22 protein-coding genes are annotated in these 19,116 nt (G+C 64.3%); 6 read left to right on the top strand and 16 right to left on the bottom strand.

Annotated features, from left to right (window positions below):
* The 3 genes from WKW80_RS17335 to WKW80_RS17325 form a co-directional block, all read right to left on the bottom strand.
* Nucleotides 1–305: CoA transferase subunit A (locus tag WKW80_RS17335; RefSeq protein ID WP_340364804.1), on the bottom strand; the 305-nt coding region annotated here is incomplete at its 3' end.
* Between the two features lie 36 nt (nt 306–341).
* On the bottom strand, nt 342–551 hold the full coding sequence (locus tag WKW80_RS17330) for a hypothetical protein (protein WP_340364803.1): 210 nt from the start codon (nt 549–551) through the stop codon (nt 342–344).
* 472 nt (nt 552–1,023) lie between these two features.
* On the bottom strand, nt 1,024–1,893 hold the full coding sequence (locus WKW80_RS17325) for a hypothetical protein (RefSeq protein WP_340364802.1): 870 nt from the start codon (nt 1,891–1,893) through the stop codon (nt 1,024–1,026).
* 93 nt (nt 1,894–1,986) lie between these two features.
* On the opposite strand from WKW80_RS17325, the gene WKW80_RS17320 reads away from it, so the two are divergent.
* The 3 genes from WKW80_RS17320 to WKW80_RS17310 all read left to right on the top strand — a co-directional run bounded on the left by WKW80_RS17320 (nt 1,987) and on the right by WKW80_RS17310 (nt 4,718).
* Nucleotides 1,987–2,439 carry a hypothetical protein gene (locus tag WKW80_RS17320; RefSeq protein WP_340364801.1) on the top strand — a complete coding sequence of 151 codons (453 nt, stop codon included), beginning with the start codon at nt 1,987–1,989 and terminating at the stop codon, nt 2,437–2,439.
* A 513-nt stretch (nt 2,440–2,952) separates the two neighbouring features.
* On the top strand, nt 2,953–3,192 hold the full coding sequence (locus tag WKW80_RS17315; protein ID WP_340364800.1) for a hypothetical protein: 240 nt from the start codon (nt 2,953–2,955) through the stop codon (nt 3,190–3,192).
* A 302-nt stretch (nt 3,193–3,494) separates the two neighbouring features.
* Entirely contained in the window at nt 3,495–4,718 is a 1,224-nt protein-coding gene (locus tag WKW80_RS17310) for a DUF2252 domain-containing protein (RefSeq protein WP_340364799.1), read from the top strand.
* Nucleotides 4,719–4,897: 179 nt separating this feature from the next.
* Here the strand turns inward: WKW80_RS17310 and WKW80_RS17305 are convergent, their stop codons facing one another.
* Nucleotides 4,898–5,317, bottom strand: coding sequence for a hypothetical protein (locus WKW80_RS17305; RefSeq protein WP_340364798.1), 420 nt, complete (start codon nt 5,315–5,317; stop codon nt 4,898–4,900).
* A 389-nt stretch (nt 5,318–5,706) separates the two neighbouring features.
* Between WKW80_RS17305 and WKW80_RS17300 the strand changes: the two genes are divergently transcribed.
* Complete coding sequence (locus WKW80_RS17300; RefSeq protein WP_340364797.1) at nt 5,707–6,429, top strand: Crp/Fnr family transcriptional regulator; 723 nt, start codon at nt 5,707–5,709, stop codon at nt 6,427–6,429.
* A gap of 89 nt (nt 6,430–6,518) precedes the next feature.
* The gene (locus WKW80_RS17295; protein ID WP_340364796.1) at nt 6,519–7,223 is read left to right on the top strand and encodes a Crp/Fnr family transcriptional regulator; all 705 of its coding nucleotides are present in this window, start codon (nt 6,519–6,521) and stop codon (nt 7,221–7,223) included.
* Nucleotides 7,224–7,492: 269 nt separating this feature from the next.
* Here the strand turns inward: WKW80_RS17295 and WKW80_RS17290 are convergent, their stop codons facing one another.
* The 12 genes from WKW80_RS17290 to WKW80_RS17235 form a co-directional block, all read right to left on the bottom strand.
* Nucleotides 7,493–7,903 (bottom strand): hypothetical protein, encoded by a 411-nt coding sequence (locus tag WKW80_RS17290; protein ID WP_340364795.1) that lies wholly within the window; start codon nt 7,901–7,903, stop codon nt 7,493–7,495.
* Nucleotides 7,900–9,066: a formate dehydrogenase subunit gamma gene (locus tag WKW80_RS17285; RefSeq protein WP_340364794.1), complete on the bottom strand. Its 1,167-nt coding sequence runs from the start codon at nt 9,064–9,066 to the stop codon at nt 7,900–7,902. The genes WKW80_RS17290 and WKW80_RS17285 overlap by 4 nt, the downstream gene beginning before the upstream one ends.
* A gap of 15 nt (nt 9,067–9,081) precedes the next feature.
* A complete protein-coding gene (locus WKW80_RS17280; protein ID WP_340364793.1) occupies nt 9,082–9,330 on the bottom strand; it encodes a hypothetical protein in 249 nt (82 codons plus the stop codon).
* Entirely contained in the window at nt 9,327–9,950 is a 624-nt protein-coding gene (gene fdh3B / locus WKW80_RS17275) for a formate dehydrogenase FDH3 subunit beta (protein WP_340364792.1), read from the bottom strand. Before fdh3B ends, WKW80_RS17280 begins: the two co-directional genes overlap by 4 nt.
* Nucleotides 9,951–9,955: 5 nt before the next feature.
* Nucleotides 9,956–12,937: a formate dehydrogenase subunit alpha gene (locus WKW80_RS17270; RefSeq protein WP_340364816.1), complete on the bottom strand. Its 2,982-nt coding sequence runs from the start codon at nt 12,935–12,937 to the stop codon at nt 9,956–9,958.
* A gap of 15 nt (nt 12,938–12,952) precedes the next feature.
* Nucleotides 12,953–13,183 carry a formate dehydrogenase gene (locus WKW80_RS17265; protein WP_340364791.1) on the bottom strand — a complete coding sequence of 77 codons (231 nt, stop codon included), beginning with the start codon at nt 13,181–13,183 and terminating at the stop codon, nt 12,953–12,955.
* Between the two features lie 108 nt (nt 13,184–13,291).
* On the bottom strand, nt 13,292–13,924 hold the full coding sequence (locus WKW80_RS17260; protein ID WP_340364790.1) for a TorD/DmsD family molecular chaperone: 633 nt from the start codon (nt 13,922–13,924) through the stop codon (nt 13,292–13,294).
* On the bottom strand, nt 13,921–16,005 hold the full coding sequence (locus WKW80_RS17255) for a 4Fe-4S dicluster domain-containing protein (RefSeq protein ID WP_340364815.1): 2,085 nt from the start codon (nt 16,003–16,005) through the stop codon (nt 13,921–13,923). The genes WKW80_RS17260 and WKW80_RS17255 overlap by 4 nt, the downstream gene beginning before the upstream one ends.
* Nucleotides 15,965–16,561 (bottom strand): DUF3306 domain-containing protein, encoded by a 597-nt coding sequence (locus WKW80_RS17250; RefSeq protein ID WP_340364789.1) that lies wholly within the window; start codon nt 16,559–16,561, stop codon nt 15,965–15,967. Before WKW80_RS17250 ends, WKW80_RS17255 begins: the two co-directional genes overlap by 41 nt.
* The gene (locus tag WKW80_RS17245) at nt 16,554–17,144 is read right to left on the bottom strand and encodes a DUF3305 domain-containing protein (RefSeq protein ID WP_340364788.1); all 591 of its coding nucleotides are present in this window, start codon (nt 17,142–17,144) and stop codon (nt 16,554–16,556) included. The genes WKW80_RS17250 and WKW80_RS17245 overlap by 8 nt, the downstream gene beginning before the upstream one ends.
* A gap of 185 nt (nt 17,145–17,329) precedes the next feature.
* Nucleotides 17,330–17,737 carry an Hsp20/alpha crystallin family protein gene (locus WKW80_RS17240; RefSeq protein WP_340364787.1) on the bottom strand — a complete coding sequence of 136 codons (408 nt, stop codon included), beginning with the start codon at nt 17,735–17,737 and terminating at the stop codon, nt 17,330–17,332.
* A gap of 17 nt (nt 17,738–17,754) precedes the next feature.
* Complete coding sequence (locus tag WKW80_RS17235; protein WP_340364786.1) at nt 17,755–18,207, bottom strand: Hsp20/alpha crystallin family protein; 453 nt, start codon at nt 18,205–18,207, stop codon at nt 17,755–17,757.
* A gap of 391 nt (nt 18,208–18,598) precedes the next feature.
* Here WKW80_RS17235 and WKW80_RS17230 point away from each other — a divergent pair, with 391 nt between their 5' ends.
* The gene (locus WKW80_RS17230; protein ID WP_340364785.1) at nt 18,599–18,958 is read left to right on the top strand and encodes a hypothetical protein; all 360 of its coding nucleotides are present in this window, start codon (nt 18,599–18,601) and stop codon (nt 18,956–18,958) included.
* Nucleotides 18,959–19,116: the final 158 nt, after the last annotated feature.

Genomic DNA, 19,116 nt, shown 5'->3' with positions numbered 1-19,116 from the left:
TGCGGCGTGAACTCCAGTTCGAGTTCGCCCGCGAGGTACTGGCGCTCGAACTCCTTGTTCTCGCCGACGTAGCTGGCGACCATCTTCTTGATCTGCCGCGTCTCGAGCAGCTTGCCGAGGCCGAAGCCGTCGACACCCGCGTTGTTCGAGATGCAGGTCAGGTTCTTGACACCCGAGTCATGCAGCGCGTCGATCAGCGCCTCGGGAATGCCACAGACGCCGAAGCCGCCGACCGCGAGGGACTGGCCGTCGGCCACGATGCCCTTCAGCGCCGCATCGGCGGAGGAAAAAATCTTGTTTGCCATGATGTCTTTACAAAGTGGTTGTTGGTAGTTCGGCGCTCAGCGCCGATTCGCAGCCAGGGCCGCGCGGCAAAGATCACGGTGCGCGGAGGCGAACAGCCCGCGCAAACCCACGACGTAGGCGTCCCTCGTGACCGGGATGTCCCGGTCCGGGAAACCCTCGGGCTCCCATTCAGGGCCGTAGGGTGCGCAGGTGATGGCGGGCTTTGGCTTGCTTTCCGGGAAGATCGAAGCGTCGATGGAGTTCATGATGTCTCGTTGTGCGTGGAAGGTGAGGGCGCGGGCCCGGCGGGCTTCAGAAGCGCTTTCGCTGATGGAACTGTAGGCAATGCGAGGATGTGGCGCTTCGCGAGTTGCGACATGCATTTCGCATTTCATGCCGGTGGGGATGAAACACCCCCGATGCGCCTGCGGCGCCTCCCCCTCAAGGGGGCGATACCAGCGGCCCGGCAAAGCCGGTTCCGCGGTATCACTGGCATTTGACGTCGCCGGTTTCAGGCGTCGCGTCGGGTCACGCGACAGCGTGGTGGAAAACTGAGATGAAAAGCATCCAACGAACTACTACGGCAAGCACGGCACGGCGGCGGTGAGCAACCCTGCGATCCTCCGCCGCCGACCTACGTGAACAGCGCCACGCAGCAGTCTGGCAATGCGATGGGCTACGACTTCGCGTCTTGACGCAGCGCCATGCGCAACTTCGGCGCCGCGCGGTGCCGCACCCTCAGGGGTGCGCCTTGCCCTGGCGCGCGCGATCCATGCGCTTGAACTTGAGGTAGTCGGCCTCGCTGAGATCACTCAACTGGCGCGGGTACTTTTGCGTCGCGGCGTACCACAGCGTCAGCCGCTTCTCGAAATTGTTCGGCGCCCCTAGATACGCATCCAGGGCCAGGAAGTAGCGCATGGCGTTGCGTTCAACCAGGCCCAGCATGTCGCCGATCAGCTTCGGGTCGCCGTTGGGCTCCTTCCCGACGACCGTGAAGCCGACCTTGTCCCGGCCGAGGGTGCTCAGGTAGGTCTTCGTCGCGACGCGCGTTGCGGAACCCTGTTCGTAGGTGTAGCTGAAGTGGACGAAGGACTTGCCGCCGTCCAGCGGGATGCCCTCGACCGAAATCAGGTAGTTGCGCGTTCCGAAGGGACCCTTGCCGGAACTCAGCTTCGCGTCGAAGTGGTCGGGCGTGGCGTTGACGCGGACTTGAAAGGTCAGCTCGAACGCCTCCTCGACCGGAATGTCGTAGCGCCTGACCACGCTGAGAGTCAGCGTCTTCCTGGCCTCGTCGACTCGACAGGCCCGGTTGTTGACGTGGAGCATCAGCATCTCGCACCAGCGCGTCGGCTTGACCAGGTTGGCGCGGAATTCGGACAGCGGATGGTCCAGCACGCCGTAGACCTCGCCCTTCAGGCCGGCCCCCGTTTCGGCGGACTTCAGGACCATCGGTCGCCCGAGCGGGCTGTTCGCCAGGTCGGGCGCGAGCTTCTCGTAGGTCGCGCGCAATGCCGGGGCAGCAGGTGTCGCAGCGGATGCCGGCGACCAAGCGATGCAAGTGGCTGCAAGGGCCGCGGCAAGGGAGCGGACGAGATTTCGCACCGGCATGATGGAACCCTTCGGCAAGGCAGCGCCGCCTGGCGCCGCGAATCGCGACCATACACCGTAGGCTCGCATCCGTGGTACGCACCATCGACTCGGATGAGCTTCATCAGGCACTGCCCTGCGCCTTGCGACGACAGGCGGGCCGAAAAAAGCGAGCGGTCCTTGGATGGCCCCGCCGAGCCATTTTTCGACGAAGGCCTGTCCATGCCAGCCATGCGTCCGCTTGCCATCGTGGTGGCTTGGCTGATATCGGCCTGCGCCAGCTTGCCGGACCGCGTGGAACGCTTCGAATCGACGGCGCTGACCGGCACGGAAGGCACCCGCGTCGGACAGGCGCTGCGTCCGGATCTCGCGGCCCACCCCGGCAAGTCCGGGATCTATTCACCCGGCGAGGCCAGGGATGCCTTCGCAGTGCGCAAACCCCGGGCAACGACTCCCCATGTTGTCGCATCCGGCTTTGCCTACGCGTGTTCAAGATCCGCGCTCACGCCCGCTACCGATGGCTCGCACTACGCTGCTAGCAAATTGGGGTCTCCCAGGGATTCATGATGAACAAGATCTCGATTCATCCATGTGCGCGGCGCGAGGGACGCGCCCGGCAAGTTGTTGCATCGTGGTGGCACCGTCTGGCTTGTCTTGCCATGATTTCGGTACCTGCGTTTGCGCAGTTGCCAGCGGACCCGGCGCAACGAACGCAACCCGCCGAAATCCTGAAGAGTTCGCCTCCGCCCGGCGCTCCCGCGGCTGCTACTTCCAGCGACCCGCCTTTGGCACCTCATCCGAGCAGCGCGGCCGCTGCAAAGGCACAACGCGCGGCGCGCGCCGATGCCGGGGAGGGGCCTCCCGAGCGCGAGACCTCGTCGACCGCGACTCCCAAGGACTCGCCCCCGGCGATCGACCCGCCGCGGGGGACCGCAGGGCCGGAGCGCACTGGCCCGGGGTCGTCGCCCTGACCGGCGCCACGGCATTTCCCTTGTCCGTTGTCGCGCTCATGACATTTCATTTGCATGAGAAATCATATGATTGGCCGCATAGGGTAAACCCGTGTTTCGAGTTCAATCCATGCAATTCCGCGACCTTCTTCCTGGCGACTTATTCACCTTCCATCCGCTCCTGGGCGGCGCCTGGAGCGACCTCAATGTCTACCGCAAGGCAGGCAATCTCACGTATCACCGCGCCGACAAGATCTTGTTGATCCGCACCGTTGAATCGACCGCCGTGCGCGTCACTCCGGAAGCTGCTGACGCCTTCGCCTACCCGGAGGGCAGTCGCAAGCCGATGGGGCACTTCGCGACTCCATGAAGCGGAAAGCAGCAACTTCGCCGAAATGACGTTCGCGCCCATGAGGGAAGCGCGACAGCGAGAATTTCATCCGCCATAGGTCGTCAGCAGCACTATCGGCAGTTCGGGGCCCTCGTGTCTGAAGTGCTGGACGACACGAGGCCTGACTCTTCTGTCATTGAGAGATCCACCACGACAAGGTTCTCTGCGCATGCAATAACCGCCACATCCTCGGCGTGAGGGAGGCGCGCACAGTTGTGCAAGCCTAAGATCGCATTGGCCAACCTCCTTATTGCACTTCTTGTTCGAACGAGGGGAACGACATGGACGTCGTCAGCAGCATTCGGGCAGCCAATGCCGGTCGTGAACAAGAACGGCTGCAGATCAAGTACAGGAAGATGTGTGGAAGTCCCTTTGTCTTCCTGCGTGGCACCTGCCACCTTTTCTACGAGCGCCTTCCAACGCATTCGATCTTCCAAACGGCCCCGGCAGTGTGGAGTTGCGGCGATCTCCATCTTGAAAACTACGGCAGCTACAAGGGCGACAACCGGCTGATCTATTTCGACATCAATGACTTCGAGGAAGCGGCGCTTGCGCCCGCGACCTGGGACCTGGTGCGGATGATGACAAGCATCCGGCTTGGTGCAGAAGACAAGGGAATGGATCGATCGGTCGCCGCGCGCCTCTGCACGGCGTTCGTAGACGCCTACGCGTCGGCATTGGCGAAGGGCAAGGCGCTCTGGGTGGAACGCGATACCGCCAATGGGCTGGTAAAGGATCTCTTTGACGCATTGCAGACGCGCCCGCGTGTGAAATTCCTCGATGACCGAACCAGGACTCGGAACGGTCTTCGCACCCTGCGTATCGATGAGGAAGATGGCAAGTGGGACAAGAAGAAGATGCTGGCGGTGTCAAATGAAGACCGCGGACGCGTGGAGGCTGCGATTGCAGACTTTGCCAAGACACAAGAGACGCCCGGGTTCTATCAGGTACGCGATGTTGCGCGCCGTATCGCAGGCACCGGCAGCCTTGGCCTCGGTCGCTTTGCGGTCCTGGTGGAAGGCAAGGGATCGCCTGATGGCAATTACTTGCTTGACCTGAAGCAATCGACGCGTTCTTCCTTGGTCAGTCACCTTCAGATCGCGCAACCCCGATGGACCACCGAGGCCGCGCGCATTGTCGAATTGCAACGGCGCATGCAGGCGATTTCAGCGGCCTACCTGCGTCCTGTGCCCGTTGGCACGGATCCTTACGTGCTGCGCGAACTGCAGCCCACGGAGGACAGCGTCAAGCTCGACCCTTCAAAACAGTCCCCCGCACACATCGAGCAGTTGTTGCAGACGATGGGGCGTATCGTGGCCTGGTCCCAGCTTCGCAGCTCAGGGCGCTCGGGTTCGGTGGTGGCCGATCGACTGATCGAGTTCGGCGGTGCTGCCGACTGGCGTCCCGTGCTGACCGCGCTGTCCGAGGACTGCGCAGCTCAAGTGCGAAAGGATGCCGCGGTGTTCGATCAGGCCTACAAGCAAAAAGCCTTCGAGGCAGCGTAGAAGATCTGGGAACCCGCACAACCCGACGAGGATGGCGTTCGATTTGAATTGCCTTCGCACGCGGCCAACATCCAAGGCCATCAGCCCGGCACTGATCACACGCATCGCCGCTTTTCAGCAGGGCAGGACGCATGCAATCGCTCCAAGATACCCGAGGAACGGTGCTCCCGCACGCGAAGTCATGGCGCCAACAAGACTCGCACCAGCCAGACCCAGCCTGTCAACACAGCGGCCGCCACAATCAGAAGGCAAACAGCGCGAATCCACAATCGACCTGAGGACAGTGGAGGGTCAGGGTCAGGAGAGTCATTGTCCAATCCATCCGCCGGGTGCGCATGGAAGCGCAATGCTTGAAGATCGGGCGGTGGATCCGGACCACGGCGCATCCCACCAGTCTGCGTGGACTCGAACAGCACGTAGATATTGCGCACGGCGGCGCGCTCCTGGCTGGTCAAGCCGAACTTATCCCATGAATCCGACATCACGGGCGTCCGAGTCGCATCGTCCGGCAACTGCTGCGGCAACGAGGGTTGTGAAGCGGCATGGTCGCCTTCGCGGTGCCAGCGCCAATCAGAATGTCGTTGATCGTTCGCACGCATTTTTGCTGCTCCAAAAATGACCGCGCCGGAGCGCCGGTGAGATTACCTTAGCGCATCGGCCCGCTTCCCAACGTCCGCGACCGGACATATGCCGAACTTTTCGCGTCCCAAGGCAAGGCGAGCGATTAAGACGGTCCCGCAAGCTGCGGGCGTGAGGCTGCCGTTGAAGCCATCCGCAGGCGCGCGAGCGGCGATGCCGTTGCTGGCAGTCCCATTCACGCCTCTAATTCCGATCAGGCCACCACGTCGCTGGATGAAGCCGAGGAAGACATCGTTGCCAAAATATCTATGTCCGCTGCCGGACAGACCCACGAGTGACGCTTCTTATACTTTTGCCCATGGTGGCGTCGATGTCTTGGGCGCTCCACGAGTCTGGGTGAGCGGTAAAGATGGCGACAGCATTGGATGTCAAAGGGAACTACCTGCTCTCGGCATTGCCGGTGGCGGAACTCGAGCGTTGGCTGCCAGACCTGGAACCGGTTGACCTGCCCCTCGGGCACGTCGTCTTCGAATCTGATTCAACATTGCGGCACGTGTATTTTCCGACGACGGCGATCGTCTCGCTGCTATATGTCCTCGAGAACGGCGCGTCGGCCGAGATTGCCGTAGTCGGCAGAGAGGGATTGGTCGGCGTTTCGCTCTTCATGGGCGGCAACTCGACGCCCAATCGGGCAGTCGTGCAAAGTTCGGGCAAGGGATACCGGCTTGGCGCGCATGCGTTGAACGCCGAGTTCAGTAGAGGAGGGGCGGTTTTGCGCCTGCTGCTTTGCTACACCCAGGCCCTCATCAGCCAGATGTCCCAGACAGCGGTGTGCAACCGCCATCATTCGCTGGATCAGCAGCTTTGCCGCTGGCTGCTCTTGAGCCTTGATCGGCTTGAAGGTGACGAACTGGTGATGACCCAGGAACTGATTGCCAGCATGTTGGGCGTGCGTCGAACCGGAGTAACCCACGCTGCGTCGCAACTGCAGGCCGCCGGCCTGATTCGCTACTCGCGAGGGCGGATTGCGGTGCTGGACCGTGTCGGACTTGAAAGGCGTACCTGCGAGTGCTACCAGGTCGTCAAGAAGGAATACGAGCGATTGCTGCCAGGGCTGGGTTCCGGCAAATAGCGCATACTGAATCTCCATCCAACGGTAGCCAGCCAACACGTCACTGAAGCGTGCCTCCGCCAATGGAGGACCAACTTTGGAGCAATGGCTTGGCCACAATCGGAAATCATCTTCTTGCCGGCTTGCCGGCACGCGACAGAAAGCGATTGATGCTGCTGGCGACGGCCGTGCCGCTGGACCTGTCCGTGGTGCTGGTCAACGTGGGGGAAAATCCCGGGTACGTCTACTTTCCGACCAGCGGGTTTGTGTCGCTCGTGAGTTCAAGCGAAGGCAACCCGAGCCTCGAGGTTGGCATGGTGGGCACGGAGGGCATGGTCGGCACGCAGGTTGTGCTTGGTGTCGTGGAAGCGCCGGTCCGAGCCCTGGTCCAGGGCGCGGGGTCGGCGCTGCGGATCCCGATCAAGACATTCCGGGCAGAACTGGACAGCTGCAGGGCGCTCAAGCAGATGATGGACCGGTACCTTTATGTGCTCAATTCGCAGCTCACGACATCGCTCTCCTGTGTACGCTTTCATCAGGTGGCACCCCGCCTTGCGAGGTGGCTCTTGATGAGTCACGACAGGGCGCATTCCGATGAGTTCAGCGTGACACAGGAATTCCTGGCTTACATGCTTGGCGCGCGCCGCACCGGAATCTCGGAAGCAGCGACTCTGCTTCAGCGTGAGGGTCTCATTTCGTACAAGCGCGGCGAGATGACGATTCTTGACAGGCCGGGGCTCGAGGCAGTTTCGTGCAGCTGCTACATAGCAGACATTCAGTGCTACTCCCGGGCCCTGGGATCCGTTGGCATTTGACCGGCAAATTCCGCAAATCGGCCTATGTCATTGCCGCCTACGTGGACCGGATTTCCAAGGTGCCAAGCCAGCCGACCTTCCGGTCGAACAGCCCACGCGATTCGAATTCATCATCAACCGGAAGACGGCGAAGGCGTTCGGACTGCATGTTTCCCAGGCGTTCGTCGTGCGCGCCGACGAAGTGATCCGAGCTGTTTCCGGCCGGTCGGTAACGTGGACGCGCTGCGCGAGTTGCGTCTGCTGGCCCGCATGCTCCACGCTTCGCTCTCTCACTTCTGCTTGGGCGTCGGGTTTGTCGCAGCAGCCGGCGCGGCCGTGCTTGGAGGCGAAACGGCGGTGGCTGCCGGCGAATGAGCGCCCGAAGCCTCGATGGGCTTGGCCGGCTCGGCCGCGGCGTAGACGAAGGGGCCGGGGTCGGTGCAAGGCGGCGTGGCGGTCGCAGCCTGCGCAGCCTTGCCAGCGGCCGATGCGCTGGCGCGGTACTTTGCGGCCACCTGGTCCTGTGCAATGCACAGCTTATAGGCATCAGTCTTGCCCGCCCAGGCGGTGCGGGCTGCCGTCTCGGCCGCCTTGGCCTGTGCCTCGGGCGTGGCGGGAGGTACCGGCAGCTTGGCCGTAGCGGTCGATGCGAACCCGCTCAGGATCAACAGCGCGCACAGGCCTTCGATCGGATGCTTCATGTGCTGATCCCTCCCGCGCCCGCCCGGCGCGCCGCTGGCTGAACGGCGGAACGCTGCGCAGGAATCTTGCCCGCGACGATGTCGTCATACCAAAGCTTGTGGTGCTCACGTGCCCAGGTCTCGTCCACATCACCCTCGCGCATTGCCTTGTAGGCGCCCTTCATGCCGAGCGTGCCGATGTAGATGTGGCCCATGATCAGGGCCATCATCAGCAGCGTGGCCACCGCATGGATCATGTGGGCGACCTGCATGTCGCCACGGACGTAGACCACGCCCGGGAGCAGCTTGTCGAGGAACAGTCCGGAGCCGATGACGATGCTGCCCAGGAACAGCAGGCCACCCCAGAACACCACCTTCTCGCCGGCGTTGAAGCGATGCGACGGCGGCTCGGTGCCCCCGAAAAGGCCGCCCGCCTTCATGAGCCATTGCAGGTCGTCCTTGCTCGGCCAGTTGCTGCGGATGAACGTGACGATCATGAACGCCGTGGTCACGACGAACAGCGGACCCACGAAGTTGTGGACGTTCTTCAGCGCGTAGGTGAGCCAGCCGAACAGCGAAGCGCCGATCACCGGCAACAGGAAGAACTTGCCGAAGGCCATCACGAGGCCGCTCAGGGCCAGAGTGACGAAGGCAATGGCGTTCGACCAGTGCGTGGCGCGCTCGAAGGGTGTGAATCGTTCGATCTTGCGGCCCGTCTCGGGGCTGTGCAGGGTGATGGGACCGCGAGCAAAGTAGAAGATGACCAGCGCCAGAAGCGTCACGAACAGCAGTGCCGCGCCGTAGGGAATGATCCAGTTGTTGCGTACCTGCCGCCAGGCTTCGCCGGCATTGGTGTAGCGCGAGCCAGGGTACTGAACGAAGCGCTGGATCAGGTTGCCGGCCTCGGGCGCCTCAGTCAGCGGCAGGCTGCTGTAGCCGGTGATGCCGCCGCTCACCTGTCGCCACATCGGCGCGTTGTTGCCGGGCTGGACCTTGTTGCGCTCGCCGTTGCTCTGCTTGAGATAGTCCGGATCGGCGCTGGCCTCCGGCTTGACCTCGAAGATGTTCTGGCCCTGGATGCCGCTTGTTTGCGCGGCAGCCTGGGATGGCGCGGTCTGCGCGGTCGCCGGACCAGCGCTACTCAACACCAGACACATGAGACAGGCAAGGAGCACTCTGGACATGATGTCGTCTTCGGCTCAGTTCAGTTTGTTGTATTCGTTCTGGCCGTTCTGCTGGCGGGTCTTGAGCTGCTGCTCCCAAGCCGTCTTGTCGCCAACTTGCCATCCCTGCGCGGTGAACGGCGTGCCCTTGCCTGATTCGCTGCCGGTGCCGGACCATGGCACGGCGTCGTGCTTCACGCCCTCGGCGTTGGTCTGTACCTTCTCGGAACAACCCGCCATGGCCACCAGCGCGGCCAGGCCCAGCAACGCAGCGGCGCGACTCACTTCTTGACCCCCTCGACCGGCGGATTGCCCGCCACCTTCGAGCCATAGGCCGTGCCCCAGCCCCACACCTCCGCCCCCTTGCCGCGCTGCACGACGCGCGTGCGGAAGATGTCCGCCACGACATCGCCATCGCCTGCGAGCAATGCCTTGGTCGAGCACATCTCGGCGCAGGCGGGAAGCTTGCCTTCCGCAAGACGGTTGCGGCCGTACTTCTCGAACTCGGCCTCGGAGCCGTTGACCTCCGGGCCGCCGGCGCAGAAGGTGCATTTGTCCATCTTGCCGCGCATCCCGAAGTTCCCCTGCGAAGGGAACTGCGGTGCGCCGAAGGGGCACGCATAGGAGCAGTAGCCGCAGCCGATGCAGACATCCTTGTCGTGCAGCACCACGCCTTCTTCCGTTCGGTAGAAGCATTGCACCGGGCACACCGCCATGCAGGGCGCGTCGGAGCAATGCATGCAGGCGACCGAGATCGACTTCTCACCCGGCACGCCGTCGTTCAGCGTGACCACGCGGCGGCGATTCACGCCCCACGGCACTTCGTTCTCGTTCTTGCAGGCGGTGACGCAACCGTTGCACTCGATGCAACGCTCGGAATCGCAGACGAATTTCATGCGTGCCATGGTCGTCAGGCCTTTTCTACGTTACAGACCGTGGTCTTGGTTTCCTGCATCATCGTGACGCTGTCGTAGCCATAGGTGGTGCCGGTATTGATGGCCTCGCCCCGCACGACTGGCGCCGCGCCATTCGGGTAGAAGGGCAGCATGTCGACGCCCTGCCAGTGGCCGGAGAAGTGGAACGGCATGAAGACCGTGTCGGGCCCGACGCGCTCGGTGACCAGGGCCTGCACATTCAGCTTTGCGCCCGTCGGCGTGTGTACCCAGGCACGCGCGCCATTGAGGATGCCCTTCTCGGCCGCGACCTTCGGGTTGATCTCGATGAACATCTCCTGCTGCAACTCGGCAAGCCACGGATTGGACCGCGTCTCTTCACCACCGCCTTCGTACTCGACGAGCCGGCCCGAGGTCAGCACCAAGGGAAACTTCCGGGCGAGGTTGTCGGCAATGTTCTTGTCCTGCACGCTCTTGTAGAGCGTGGGCAGTCGCCAGAAGGTCGCCATGTCGTTGTGCGTCGGGTACTTGGCCGCAAGGTCCGGGCGGTTGCCGTAGAGCGGCTCGCGGTGCTGCGGGATCGGGTCCGGGAAGTTCCAGACGACGGCCCGCGCCTTGGCATTCCCGAAGGGGTGGCAACCGTGGTTCTTCATGAACACGCGGATCATGCCGCCGGAGGGGTCGGTCTTCCAGTTCTTGCCTTCGGCGGCCTTCTTCTCGGGCTCGGTAAGCTCTTCCCACCAGCCGAGCTTCTTGAGCAGCACGTGGTCGAGCTCGGGGTAGCCGGTGGTGATGTCGGCGCCCAGCGAACATGAGCCGTCCTCGGCCAGCAGGTTCTTGCCGTCGCGTTCCACGCCGAAGTTCGCGCGGAAGTTGCCGCCGCCGTCCATCACGTGCTTGCTGGTGTCGTAGAGGTTGGGCGAGCCGGGGTGCTTGAGTTCGGGCGTGCCGTAGCAAGGCCACGGCAGACCGAAGTAGTCGCCCTCGATGTCGTAGCCGTTGACCTTGTCCTTGAGCGGTCCCTTGGCCCTGAGCGTGCTCACGTCGAAGGCGGCCATGTTGCGCATGTGGGCCTGCAGGCGCTCAGGGCTTTGCCCGGTGTAGCCGGCGGCCCAGCAACTGCGGTTGATTTCGCGCAGGATGTCATCGGGCACGGGCTCGTCCATTCCCTTGACCTTCTGCATCTTGTAGTTCTTGACCAGTTCGTTTGCGAAGCCGAACTTCTGCGCGAACTGGTACATGATCATGTGGTCGCTGCGGCTTTCCCACAACGGGTCGATCACTTTCTCGCGCCATTGCAACGAACGGTTCGAGGCGGTGACGGAGCCGCTGGTCTCGAACTGCGTGCACGCCGGGAGCAGATACACCGCGCGGTTCGGATTGACCTGGCCCTGCGCGCCCGGCATGGCCGCCATCGCGGCCGTGGCCGAGGGGTAGGGGTCGATGACCACCAGCAAGTCGAGCTTGTCCATCGCCCGCTTCATTTCGAGCCCGCGCGTCTGGGAGTTCGGTGAGTGCCCCCAGTAGACAACGCCGCGCAGGTTCGAGTCCTGGTCGATGAGTTCGTTCTTCTCCAGCACGCCGTCGATCCATCGCGACAGCGTGATGCCTGGCTTGGTCATCATCGCGGGCGAGGCGAACTGCTTCTTGATCCACTCGTAGTCGACGCCCCAGGCCGCGGCGAAGTGTCGCCACGACCCTTCTGCTAGCCCGTAGTACGAGGGCAGCGAATCGGGGTTCGGGCCGACGTCGGTCGCGCCCTGCACGTTGTCGTGGCCACGGAAGATGTTGGTGCCGCCACCGGTCCTGCCGATGTTGCCGAGCGCCAGTTGCAGGATGCACGAGGCGCGCACGATCGCATTGCCGATAGTGTGCTGGGTCTGGCCCATGCACCAGACGATGGTGCCGGGCCGGTTCTCGTTGAGCAGCGTCGCGACCTTGAGCACCGTTGCCTCGGGCACGCCGCAGGCTTCCTCGACCTTGTCGGGCGTCCATTTGGTCATGACCTCGTCACGCACCTTGTCCATGCCGAAGACGCGAGCTTCCAGGTACTTCTTGTCTTCCCATCCGTTCTTGAAGATGTGATGCAGGATGCCGAACAGAAAGGCGATGTCCGAACCCGAGCGGATGCGCACGTATTCGTCGGACTTGGCCGCCGTGCGCGTGAATCGCGGGTCGACCACGACGACCTTGCAGCCGCGCTCCTTGGCATGCAGCAGGTGCAGCATGCTCACAGGATGCGCCTCGGCCGCGTTGGAGCCGATGTACATCGCCACCTTGGCGTTGCGCATGTCGTTGTACGAATTGGTCATGGCGCCGTAGCCCCATGTGTTGGCCACGCCGGCCACCGTGGTCGAGTGGCAGATGCGGGCCTGGTGGTCGCAGTTGTTGCTGCCGAAGAAGCTCACGAACTTGCGCAGCAGGTAGGCCTGCTCATTGTTGTGCTTGGACGAGCCGATCCAGTAGATCGCATCGGGCCCGCTGGCCTGGCGCAGTTCCTTGATCTTCGCGCTGACTTCCTCGAGCGCCGTATCCCAGCTGATGCGTTCGTACTTGCCGTTGACCAGCTTCATCGGATAGCGCAGGCGATATTCACCGTGGCCATGCTCGCGCAGTGCGGCGCCCTTGGCGCAATGCGCGCCGAGGTTGATGGGCGAGTCGAATACCGGCTCCTGGCGCACCCAAACGCCGTTCTCCACGACGGCGTCCGACGCACAGCCGACCGAGCAATGCGAGCACACGGTGCGCTTGACTTCGACCTTGCCGGCGCCGACCCTCGAGACCGGCCCTTCGGCAGCAGCGGCCTTGCGCATCAGCGTGAGCTGCCCGGCCGCGAGGCCGACGCCCACGCCGATGCCCGAACGGCGCAGGAAAGCGCGGCGGTCCAGCGTGGGAAGCGCGTTGGCAAGGCCGCGGCGCAGGCTGTCGATGAAGGGAAGCGCCGGAGCGATAGCCGCGCCCCCGACGGCGGGACCGCTCTTCCTGGGTGTCAACAACATGGACATGCGTCTCCTTCAGGTCGAGGCGGTCTCGTAGTAGCGCTTGACATGCTCGCTGAGTGAGTAGCCACCTCCGTTGGCGGGGGCCGGCGGGAGCACCTCCGTGGCGTTCTCCTGGGCGGGCGCATCGGCGACTCGATGCAATAGCGTGGCCGCCGCGGCCACGGCGCCGACGGTTGCGGCGCCGGCAAAGAACCGTCTCCGCGAGGCCCGGCTCGACGTTTCGGCGGAATGGCTGTCCTGCATATCGCCTCCAGGAGTGGCTAACTCGCAGAAACAAATTTGTACCCGTTTGTACCGTTCTGGGTACTAGTCGAGACCCTTAGGTGACGCTGCCTTCCAGCCAGTTCTTTTTCACGATCCGCCCTCCAACATGTCGAAGCCCTGCGCCTCGACGCCGATGAACGCCTGGGTGAAACGCGCCAGCGCCGCGTACAGCATTGCGCCCGGCTGCTGCAGGACGGCTTCGCACATGGCAGGCACCCAGGATTGCAGATGCCGCCCAAAGAAGACCTGCTGCTCCTTGAGGTTGGCCACGGCGACGTCGTCGCCGGCGATCAGGTAGCGCATGACTTCGCAGAGGCAGGCGATGTGGTCCTCCGTCTCGCCCAATGCCTCGTCGCGCACCAGGCCCAGGCGGGCGAGATCGCCGCGCAGCGCGGCCAGCGGCTTGTCGTTGAGAAAGCCGCTGAGGTAGTGCGACCCGTAGAGCAGCACGGCCGGCTTTCCTATTCCACCGAAAAGCGCGTCGTACTCGGCACGTGCGCTGGCCGGCGTCATGCCGCGCGCCGCACCGACGAGCGCACGCCACGGCTCTTCGAGGAAACCGCCGGCGAACGGTGCCTCGGTCACGGCGACCCCCAGCGCGTCGAGGAGGCCGGCATCGGGCGGCGCGTACCACATGCGGGCGAGTACGCCATACAGTTCGGCGCGCGCGATTTCCTCGTCGAGCGCGGACGAAACCGACGCAACGGAAACATCACTCATAGGTCGGTGATCTTCACTTCGTTGTTCGCGCTGTACAAGTCGATGACCCGGCAGTCGCTGCACATCTTCAGTCGCTCCAGCGCCTCGCCCTGGAACATCGAATGGCCCGCCAGCCGGCCCAGCATGGCCTCGATCGCCTTCTGCGTGCCGAAGGGTTTGCCGCAGCGCACGCAGGACCACGGCGGGGCCTCGTTCAGCACGACCTGCTGCCGGCGTTGCGGTGCGGCCAGCAGGCGTGGCACCAACGCGATCGCGTTTTCGGGGCAGGTGGTTTCGCAGAGACCGCACTGCACGCAGTTCTTCTCGACGAAGCGCAGTTGCGGCGCACTCGGGTTGTCCAGCAAGGCGCCGGCCGGGCAGGCGCCGACGCAGGCCAGGCACAGCGTGCAGGCGTCCTTGTCGACCGTGATGGCGCCGAACGGCGCGCCGGCCGGCAACGCAATGGGCAGTCCGTCGGGGGCCGACTTCAGCGCCGGCGCGTGGTCGATCAGGTGGTCGAGCACCAGCTCCAGCGTGGTGCGTTTCTCGGCCACGACGGCAAAGCGGGCAACCTGGGACGGCAGCGTCTGGCGCGTGGTGCGAAGCCCAGCCAGGGCGTCATCGAGCCGGGCCGGCGTTGCAGCTTCAATCAGCGCGAAGTGGGTGCCCTGGTAGCCAAGTCCCCGAAGCAGCGTTTGGGCAACATGCATCTGCTGCCGCAGGGCCGCGAGGTATTGCGGCGCTTCGTCACCCACTGCCAGCACCACGACTTGCGAGGCGCCAAAGGCGAGGGCGCTCAGCCATAGGTCGATGCCGGCACTTGCGACGTGCATCAGCGCGAGCGGCAGCACATTGGCCGGCACGCCATGCGCACGTCCCAATTGCGCGGCGCGCCCAAGTTCGCCGACCAGCGCCTGCCCGGCTTCCTCGCCATGCAGCATCAGCACCGCATCGCGGCCGCCCGCCTGGCGGTAGGCCGACAGCAGGGTGCGCATTTTCGTGCCCTGGTCGGGCGCACGGGGATAGGTGTAGCCGAGCGCGCCGGTCGGGCACACGGTGGTGCAGGCGCCGCAGCCCACGCAAAGGTTGGGGTTGACGACGACGCGCTGGCGCGCCTTGTCGCTGGTGATCGCGTGGGCCGAGCACACCTCGACGCAGGCGTTGCAGCCGACCACTTCGTTGCGGCTGTGCGCGCAGAGCTTCTGCTTGTAGTCAAAGAACTTCGGCTTGTCGAATTCGCCGACCAGTTCGCGCAGGCGCAGCAGGGTTTGCAGCCCTTCGGTATTTGCCAGTCCACCCGGCAACCTGAAATAGCCCTGCGGCGGCGCATGCCAGTCGATCAGTGGATTCGCGCCGAGGTCGAGCACCAGGTCGAACGCGGCATCGAGCGTCTCGGCAGGCCGGTCAAAGCGGATCGCGCCCGCCGTGCCGCAGGCGCGCTCGCAGTCGCGGTGTGAAGTGCATCGACTGGCGTCGATCTGATAATCGAGCCCGATAGCCTGCTCCGGGCAGGCCCTCACGCAGGCATTGCAGCGCGTGCACAGATCCAGGTCGATCGGGTTGTCACGCGTCCAGGCCAACCTGAAGGCGCCCAGCCAACCGGTCAGCGAGTCGATGCGGCCGGCGATCACCGGATGGCGTCGCTCCTGCATCCCGCCGTCGCTGCCGGGCCCTTGCGAAAAGAGGGTGACGGCCAGCGCGTCGCCGACGAGTGCGGCGGCACGTTCGGCCTGGTCGAGCGGCCCGACGATCAGCAATCGCCCCTGGCTTGCATAGGTGACGGTCGGCACCGGCTCGGGTTCCGGCAAGTGGGCCGCGGCGAGCAGCGCGGCGATCTTCGGCATCGCGCTGCGAGCGTCTCGGCTCCAGCCGCCCGTCTCGCGGATGTTGACGAAGCGCACGACCGCGCCTGTCGCGGACGCATCGGGCGTCTGTTCGGCCAATTCGGTGAACAGGCGCTTTTCCTGCGTGCACGCTACGACGACCTGATCGGCGTCGGCCAGCGCCCGCAGGAACGCGGGGGCCTCGCGTCGACAAAGGCCTGAATGGAGGGTGAGCGGTTCAGCCAGCGCCACGCCGAGCGTCTTCGGCTCGAGCGGCATCGTCTGGTTGCAGTCGCAGATCAGCGTTTTGCGTGTCATCGTGAGGTTGGCTGGCGGGTGTCGCTGCGGCATTCTCCGGAGCGTCGACGGGCTGGCTGGCCTGGGTCTCGGATGCGCTGGCGCCGGCTGGCGCTGCGCTTTCCTTCTCTTTGATTTCCTCTTCCTCTTCGAACAAGTTCATGAATTTCGCGCTCGCCATCTGGCGCAGCGTGCTCGGCAGCAGCGGCGCCGGGTTCGAGTAATCGTCGATGTAGATGTCCAGGCGATCCATCACGTTGAAGTGCGGATCTGCGAAGAGCTTCCTGAACGCAGCGTTCTTGACTTCCGGCGCGACGTTGGGCGCGAGAAAGGGCTTGAAGTCGGAAGCCAGCGTGAGCGAGTCGGCGTCGGCCAGCGTGAGTGGCGACGCTTGTTCCTGCCGGTCCGCCTGAGGTTGCGGCAGGGCACCGGGGTGGGGATCGGTCCCCTCGGCCGGAGCCGAAGCAGGGGCGGACGCCAGTGCCGACGCCTGCTTGCGGCGCGACCATCGATTCAGGAAGCTTTCGGGGTCAGACATCTCCGGCTCCCCGGCCGGCGCGCTTTTCGGTCGATACGCTGGCCGCGTTGCCAAACCGGTCCACCAGCGGCCTGAAGCTCTGGGGCCGGTGGCGCCGCTTCGGCTCGACAATGTAGTTCGCATCGATGTAGGCGCTGAGCCAACCAACCACTTCCAGTGGCGCGCGCACCTGGTCGACGTGTTCCTGCGCGTCGAGCCATCGGCCGGCATCGTGGTAACTCAGGCTGACCACGATCGGCCGCGCCATCGGCTCGCCCGCCTCTGTCGGCTGCTCGTCCATGCGCCACAACACAAACCAGCAAGGCGCCGGCGCCGTGGCGTTGAGGTAATAGCCCTCGAGATCGTCCTGGAACAGCTTCACCTGGAAGCCCGGATGCAACCAGCGCTGTGCATCGTCGTCGCGGGAAAGCAAGCGCACGCCGCGGCCGAAGCCTGGCTCGTCACGCAAGACGCTATCGAGCACCCACCGCCACTGCTGCCACCGGCTCGCGGCTCCGTGGATGCGTTCGCGCCGCATCACCACGGCCACGTCGAGCGTGGGACGCGCATTGTCTGCAACGAGTGCGGGGCGGGCGACGACCATGTTGACTACGATACCCAAAACCTTTTCGTCAGCCTAGGCGTGGTTGCCCGCGTGCTCGCGACGATTTCGAAAAGATTCCGGCATCGCTGCGTGGCGAGTTGTGCAAGCAGATCCGTGATCAGCTCCTGCGCAGACAGCCGTGAAGATTGCAGCGAACGACGGGGCGGCTTGCGCCGCCCCGTCCCTCACGCGGCACGGACGGCGATGCGCCGTGGCTTGGCGTGCTCCGCCTTCGGGATGCTCAGCTTCAAGACACCGTTTGACAGCTCGGCAGCAACCTTTTCCGGATTCAGCTCCTGGCTCAAGGTGAAGCTGCGATGAAAGCGCCCGAACGCGACCTCGGTATGACTGGCCTGCAACTCCTGCGGCAGGGCCAGGTCGAGCTCCGCGTCGATCGTGAGGGTTCCCGCCTCCACCTGCAGATTCAGCTTGTCGCGCGAGACACCGGGCAAATCGGCATACAGCGTGATGCCGTTGCTGTCCTCGATCACATCCACCGGTGGCATCAGTGCGCCATCCGTGTACGGCCGTGCACCCTGAGGCGATTGCCGCTCGACCGAGGAGGTCCCATCGTGTTTGCGAAGATCGTTCATTTCGAGCTCCTTTCTCGTCATTGAATGGTGATTCGACGCGGCTGGGCCGAGGCACGCCGCTGCACGGTGATCTGGACGACACCGTCGCGGTAACTGGCAGTCACGGCGTCGGGGTCCGCGTCGTCCGGCAGCGACAGAACGCGACGGAACTCCCCAGCGAAGCGTTCGTTGATGTGCACAGCCGCCTGCGTGCCGCTACCGTCGCTGGCCGGCTCGGCGAGGCGCGAGGGGCGCTTGCCTGCGATCGTCAGCACGCCGCGGTCAAGATCGATTTCAAGCGTGTTGGGATCCACGCCGGGCGCAAAGGCATAGATCTCGACGGTTCGGTCCGTGCCCCCGACATTCAGCGCGGGAAATCCTCCGCGTCCGAATCCGCGGATGCTGGGGGACAGTTCCAGCGCCTGCTGCATCTCGCGTTGCAGGCGCTCCATCTCCGCGAACATGTCCCGCGGGAAGAGAGATCGATACATAGCGAATACCTCCATTCAGGTTGAACAGAGCGCCGGAGGCGTCCTTCCAGCGCTTCCGAAGCGGAACTGAAGTCGCCAGTACAGGTTTCAAGAGGGATGCGCAGAAAAAAGTCAAACGGAGGACAAGCCATCGCGCGGCCTCTGGGAATCGCAGAAGTTGCTGCGGCTAAAAACACGCCGGCGCTTTGAGGCGGCCGGCCGGAATACGACTGCTGGCCGCCCTGCGTTTGCCCAGCGCTGTCACCACTTTCGCGCCGGGCGATAGTGGTCGCCAGACACCGCCTACGCCCGCGAAGCACCTGCGCCGACAACTTTCTGCGCGATGGAGGGCAGACTTGATGTGACCCTGATGTCCGGCCTGAAGACTGGACCGGTGGTTGGGAGACAGATCATGCTGAGCACAGAGCAGAAGGAAGTCATTCTTCGCAGGGCCGGCATCGCGGTGCCGCCCTATCCGCGGCGCCGCTCACCTCTGCAGCAGGGCGATCCGAGCGATCGGGGCACCGGGCAACGAGGCGCGCAGGATCAATTCGTCGCCAGGACGACCGACGGCGAGGAGAAGGTCGTCGCCGCGGAGGAGGTCGGCCACGAAGCCGCCGTTGACCGGTGGATCGCAACGGTCGACGGGCTCTATGCCGACTACGCGCTCTCTCGGGCGACGACGAGCTTGCATGGCGCCGAACAGGCTCGTGCCAGGAGCACGCAGAACGTCACGGAGTATCCCGGGTCTCGTGACGCGCGCGAGCAATGACTTGATCGCGGCCGCGTGCCGTGGCCAGCACACTCCAACCTCAACAGTAGGACGGACCCCATCGCGGGCCCTGTGCCAGCGGGACCGGCTCAGTCGCGCTCGTGGCGGTCGCGTCGCGGCCAGAACACCGGGATACCTTCGCGCGCGCAAAGAGCGTG

Origin of the sequence: Variovorax humicola (assembly GCF_037889915.1) — a bacterium.
GTDB lineage: Bacteria > Pseudomonadota > Gammaproteobacteria > Burkholderiales > Burkholderiaceae_C > Variovorax > Variovorax humicola.
This window is presented reverse-complemented; position numbering and strand designations above follow the sequence as displayed.